We start from the raw sequence: 4,012 nt of genomic DNA on the forward strand, positions 1-4,012 counted from the left end.
TCCTCCTGGATCTTAGGATTCTCCTCCTGCCAGATCTGCATGGTCACCCCGATCACGTCATATCCTTCTTCTTTCAGCAGCCAGGCGGCCACAGATGAATCCACGCCGCCGGACATTCCTACTACTACCTTTTTTTTCTCCATTTTCGCTTCTAATATTCCTCGTCTTCCTCTTCTTCGCCTTCATGGATATCAGACTTGGGCTTTTCCAGTCCTTCGATCTCAATGCCGTTCTTCTGGGCGTAATCCCAGAGAGCCGCATGGATGGCCTCCTCCGCCAGGAGAGAACAGTGCACCTTCACCGGCGGCAGCCCGTCCAGTGCTTCCATCACCGCCTTGTTGGTCACCTTCATGGCCTCCTGTACGGATTTCCCTTTCACCAGTTCCGTGGCCATGCTGCTGGTAGCCACCGCGGCTCCGCAACCAAAGGTTTTAAATTTTGCATCCCGGATGATCTGGTTCTCATCCACATCCAGGTAGATCCGCATGATATCGCCGCACTTAGCGTTTCCCACAGTACCCACGCCGCTGGCATTCTCGATCTCGCCTACATTTCTGGGATGCTGAAAATGGTCCATAACTTTCTCTGTATACATATCGATTCCTCCTCGTCTTCTACTTCTGTTTCTTAATAAAGTCCTCATACAGCGGGGACATTTCCCGCAGTCTTGCCACGATCTCCTTCAGGCTGTCCACCACATAGTCGATCTCCTCCATGGTGGTCTCATGGCTTAACGTAAGCCTGAGGGACCCGTGGGCGATCTCATGAGGCAGGCCGATGGCCAGCAGCACATGGGATGGATCCAGAGATCCGGAGGTGCAGGCAGAACCGCTGGAAGCGCAGATCCCCTTGCTGTCCAGCAGGATCAGAAGCGACTCTCCTTCAATAAACTGGAAGCTGAAGTTGGCATTGTTGGGAAGCCGGTCCGTGGGATGTCCGTTAAGCCGGCAGTAGGGGATCTCCGTCAGCACCCGGTGGATCAGGTGATCCCGCAGCCCGGTCTCCTGCCGGCTCCGCGCTTCCATGGTGTCAGCCGCAAGGCGGGCCGCCGTCCCAAGCCCTACGATGCCAGGCACATTTTCCGTTCCTGCCCGGCGCTTCCGCTCCTGGCTGCCCCCGTGGATAAAGGACCGGATCTTCACACCTTTGCGGATATAAAGGAACCCGATGCCCTTGGGGCCGTTCAGCTTATGGCCGCTGGCGCTGAGCATGTCGATATGGCACTCGTCCACATTGATGGGCACATGTCCAAAGGCCTGGACCGCGTCGGTGTGGAACAGAATCCCCCGGTCATGGGCGATCTTCCCGATCTCTTTGATGGGCTGGATGGTGCCGATCTCATTGTTGGCAAACATCACCGAGATCAGAATGGTCTCCGGACGGATAGCCGCTTCCAGCTGATCCAGCTTCACTACTCCGTTCTCATCCACATCCACATAAGTCACTTCAAACCCGTGCTTCTCCAGAAACTGGGCAGAGTGAAGAATGGCGTGGTGCTCGATCTTCGTGGTGATGATGTGATTGCCCTTGTCCCGGTATGCTTCCGCAGTGGCCTTCAGCGCCCAGTTGTCGCTCTCCGTGCCGCCTGCGGTGAAATAGATCTCATTGCTTTTGGCGCCCAGCACTTCCGCGATGTTGTCCCTCTGCAGGTTGAGCGCTTCTTTATTGGCGGAAGCAAACCCGTAGACGCTAGACGGGTTTCCGTATTTCTCTGTAAAATAAGGAAGCATGGCTTCCACTACCTCCGGCGCCGTCTGGGTGGTCGCCGCGTTGTCCAGATAAATCAGTTTTTCCATATATGATCCTCCATTCTGGCTAATTGCCGCATTTTGGTTTCTCGTACTCCCCGGAAGGATTCAGTTCCCTGCTCTCTTCCACTAACTCATCCAGATGGATCTCCTCCACCGTCTGATTGATGCTGTCGTTAATCTTCTGCCACACATACTTGGTGACGCAGCCCCCGGCAGCCATACACTCCTCCTCATGAGAAAATGCCGGACATTTTACCGGTTCCAGGCTTCCTTCCAGCGCCCGGAGCACGTCGCCCACAGAGATCTCTGCCGCCGGCCTGGCCAGCACATACCCTCCGGAGGCTCCCCGGATGCTTTTGACCAGCCCCGCCTTCTTCATAAGGGCCACCAGCTGTTCCAGATACCGCTCGGAGATCTCCTGGCGGGCCGCGATGCTGCTGATGGAAACTGGCTCTGTCTCACTGTATCTTGCCAGGTCGATGATGGCTCTTAACCCATACCGCCCTTTTGTTGAGAGTTTCAAATGTTCACCTTCTTTTTTAATTCCTACTCTTTTACTAGGATTTCCAACAGTAGAATATCACCCCTTTTCCGTTCTGTCAAGGTGTTCCTGCAAATATACATAATAAAAAATCCCCTTCCAGGGGATCCTCCTGCGAGGTATCTATGTCCAGAAAACATCTCCTGCTCAAAGGCGCGTTCATTCTCACCCTGACCGGCTTCGCCACCCGGTTCATGGGGTTTTTCTTCCGGATCTTCTTAAGCCATACTTTCGGCGAGGAGGGCGTAGGGCTCTACCAGCTGATCTTTCCCGTCTATGCCCTTTGTTTCTCCCTGACCTGCTCCGGCATCCAGACCGCTCTCTCCCGCTGCGTAGCGGGAAGGATCGCCTCCGGCCGGGAAGAAGAGGCCCGGGAACTTCTGCGCGCCGCTATCCTTCTTACCCTGACCGCCTCCTGCTGCTGCGCTCTTTTCCTCCAGCGCTTCTCCGGGTGGATCGCCCAGACCTTCCTCCAGGAGCCCCGCTGCTCCCAGTTCCTTGTGATCCTCTCCTACGCTTTCCCCTTCGCCGCTCTCCACAGCTGCATCGTGGGATATTATCTGGGGCGCAGGTCCACCCGTGTCCCTGCCGTCTCCCAGCTGATCGAACAGGCGGTGCGGATCCTGTCCGTTTTCCTGTTCTGCCAGATCGGAATAAAGAGCGGCGCTCCCTTCGGGATCTCCGTCGCTGTGGCGGGCCTGGTCATGGGGGAGATCGCTTCCTCTGCCTACAGCCTGCAGATGCTCCATTCCAGGGAACCTTCCTCTCCCCGGAAGAAGCGCCCCTTCTCCCTTCCCCCCGTCAGATGGAGAGCGCTCCGGGAACTGGTATCCTTCTCCCTCCCTCTTACTGCCAGCCGGGTCTCACTTAACATCCTGCAAAGTGTGGAAGCTGTGTCCATCCCGCTCTGCCTGCAGGCCTACGGCATGACTTCCCAGGAAGCCTTAAGCATCTACGGCGTCCTTACCGGAATGGCCCTTCCCCTCATCCTCTTTCCGTCCGCCATCACCAATTCTTTATCCACCATGCTCCTTCCCACCGTGGCGCAGATCCAGGCAGCCCGCAACCGGCAGGGACTTGCCAGGATCATCCGCCAGTCTGTCTCCTCCTGCGTCCTGCTGGGGTGTCTGTGTCAGGTGACCCTGCTGGCCTTCGGGGAGTGGCTGGGCCGGTTCCTGTTCCACAGTCCTCTGGCCGGCAGCTTCATCCTGACCCTGTCCTGGATCTGCCCCTTCCTCTACGTCAACAATACCCTTGTAAGCATCCTGAACGGACTGGGCAAAACTGTCCGCACCTTTCTTATCAACGCCTCCAGCCTGGCTCTGCGGATCGGCGGCGTCTTCTTCTTGATCCCGGTCTTTGGCATAAAAGGATACCTGTGGGGTCTGCTGGCAAGCCAGATCTGGGTGTTCGGGATCTGTCTTCTCTGCCTTCCAGGCAGGAAAAAAGCGGACCAGAGAGATTCCTGACCTCTCTGGCCCGCTTTTTCTCCCGGCTATTTACAGAAGATACCACCGGACCGCCTCCTGTGCCGCGCTTCTCACGCTCACCCCTGCCACCGACTCTGCCGCAAGGATGTCTACCCGGCCGATCTCCTTTCCATCCAGCGTATAGACAGCCTCCCCCACCTTTTCTCCCTTCTTCACCGGAGCAGCCCGGTCTGTCACCGGTTCTTCCTTCCGCTCTATGGCGCTTAGGTCCGCTCCGGCGGTGTCCAGAT

General features: G+C 56.8%; 5 protein-coding genes and 1 pseudogene. 1 reads left to right on the forward strand and 5 read right to left on the reverse strand.

Translation table 11 applies throughout. The features are described 5' to 3' along the window. The 4 genes from ACML7B_RS00290 to ACML7B_RS00305 form a co-directional block, all read right to left on the reverse strand. A partial coding sequence (locus ACML7B_RS00290; RefSeq protein ID WP_418538772.1) for an argininosuccinate synthase domain-containing protein occupies nt 1-143 on the reverse strand: 143 nt, incomplete at its 3' end. Nucleotides 144-151: 8 nt separating this feature from the next. Beyond that, nucleotides 152-595, reverse strand: a complete 444-nt coding sequence (nifU, locus tag ACML7B_RS00295; protein WP_418538768.1) for a Fe-S cluster assembly scaffold protein NifU — start codon at nt 593-595, stop codon at nt 152-154. A gap of 19 nt (nt 596-614) precedes the next feature. Then, complete coding sequence (gene nifS / locus ACML7B_RS00300; RefSeq protein WP_346708525.1) at nt 615-1,796, reverse strand: cysteine desulfurase NifS; 1,182 nt, start codon at nt 1,794-1,796, stop codon at nt 615-617. A 19-nt stretch (nt 1,797-1,815) separates the two neighbouring features. Then, on the reverse strand, nt 1,816-2,274 hold the full coding sequence (locus ACML7B_RS00305; protein WP_106788415.1) for an RrF2 family transcriptional regulator: 459 nt from the start codon (nt 2,272-2,274) through the stop codon (nt 1,816-1,818). A 143-nt stretch (nt 2,275-2,417) separates the two neighbouring features. Between ACML7B_RS00305 and ACML7B_RS00310 the strand changes: the two genes are divergently transcribed. Then, the gene (locus ACML7B_RS00310; RefSeq protein ID WP_346708526.1) at nt 2,418-3,761 is read left to right on the forward strand and encodes a polysaccharide biosynthesis protein; all 1,344 of its coding nucleotides are present in this window, start codon (nt 2,418-2,420) and stop codon (nt 3,759-3,761) included. 30 nt (nt 3,762-3,791) lie between these two features. On the opposite strand, the pseudogene ACML7B_RS00315 reads toward ACML7B_RS00310, so the two are convergent. Further along, nucleotides 3,792-4,012: pseudogene (locus ACML7B_RS00315) on the reverse strand (hypothetical protein); the annotation flags it as partial.

Source organism: Massilistercora timonensis, assembly GCF_048354975.1.
GTDB classification, from domain to species: domain Bacteria; phylum Bacillota; class Clostridia; order Lachnospirales; family Lachnospiraceae; genus Massilistercora; species Massilistercora timonensis.

What these genes read in the sequence shown, in the direction of transcription:
- nifU (WP_418538768.1), bottom strand. Translation starts at nt 595, where the DNA reads ATGTATACAGAGAAAGTTATGGACCATTTTCAGCATCCCAGAAATGTA.
- nifS (WP_346708525.1), bottom strand. Translation starts at nt 1,796, where the DNA reads ATGGAAAAACTGATTTATCTGGACAACGCGGCGACCACCCAGACGGCG.
- ACML7B_RS00310 (WP_346708526.1), top strand. Translation starts at nt 2,418, where the DNA reads ATGTCCAGAAAACATCTCCTGCTCAAAGGCGCGTTCATTCTCACCCTG.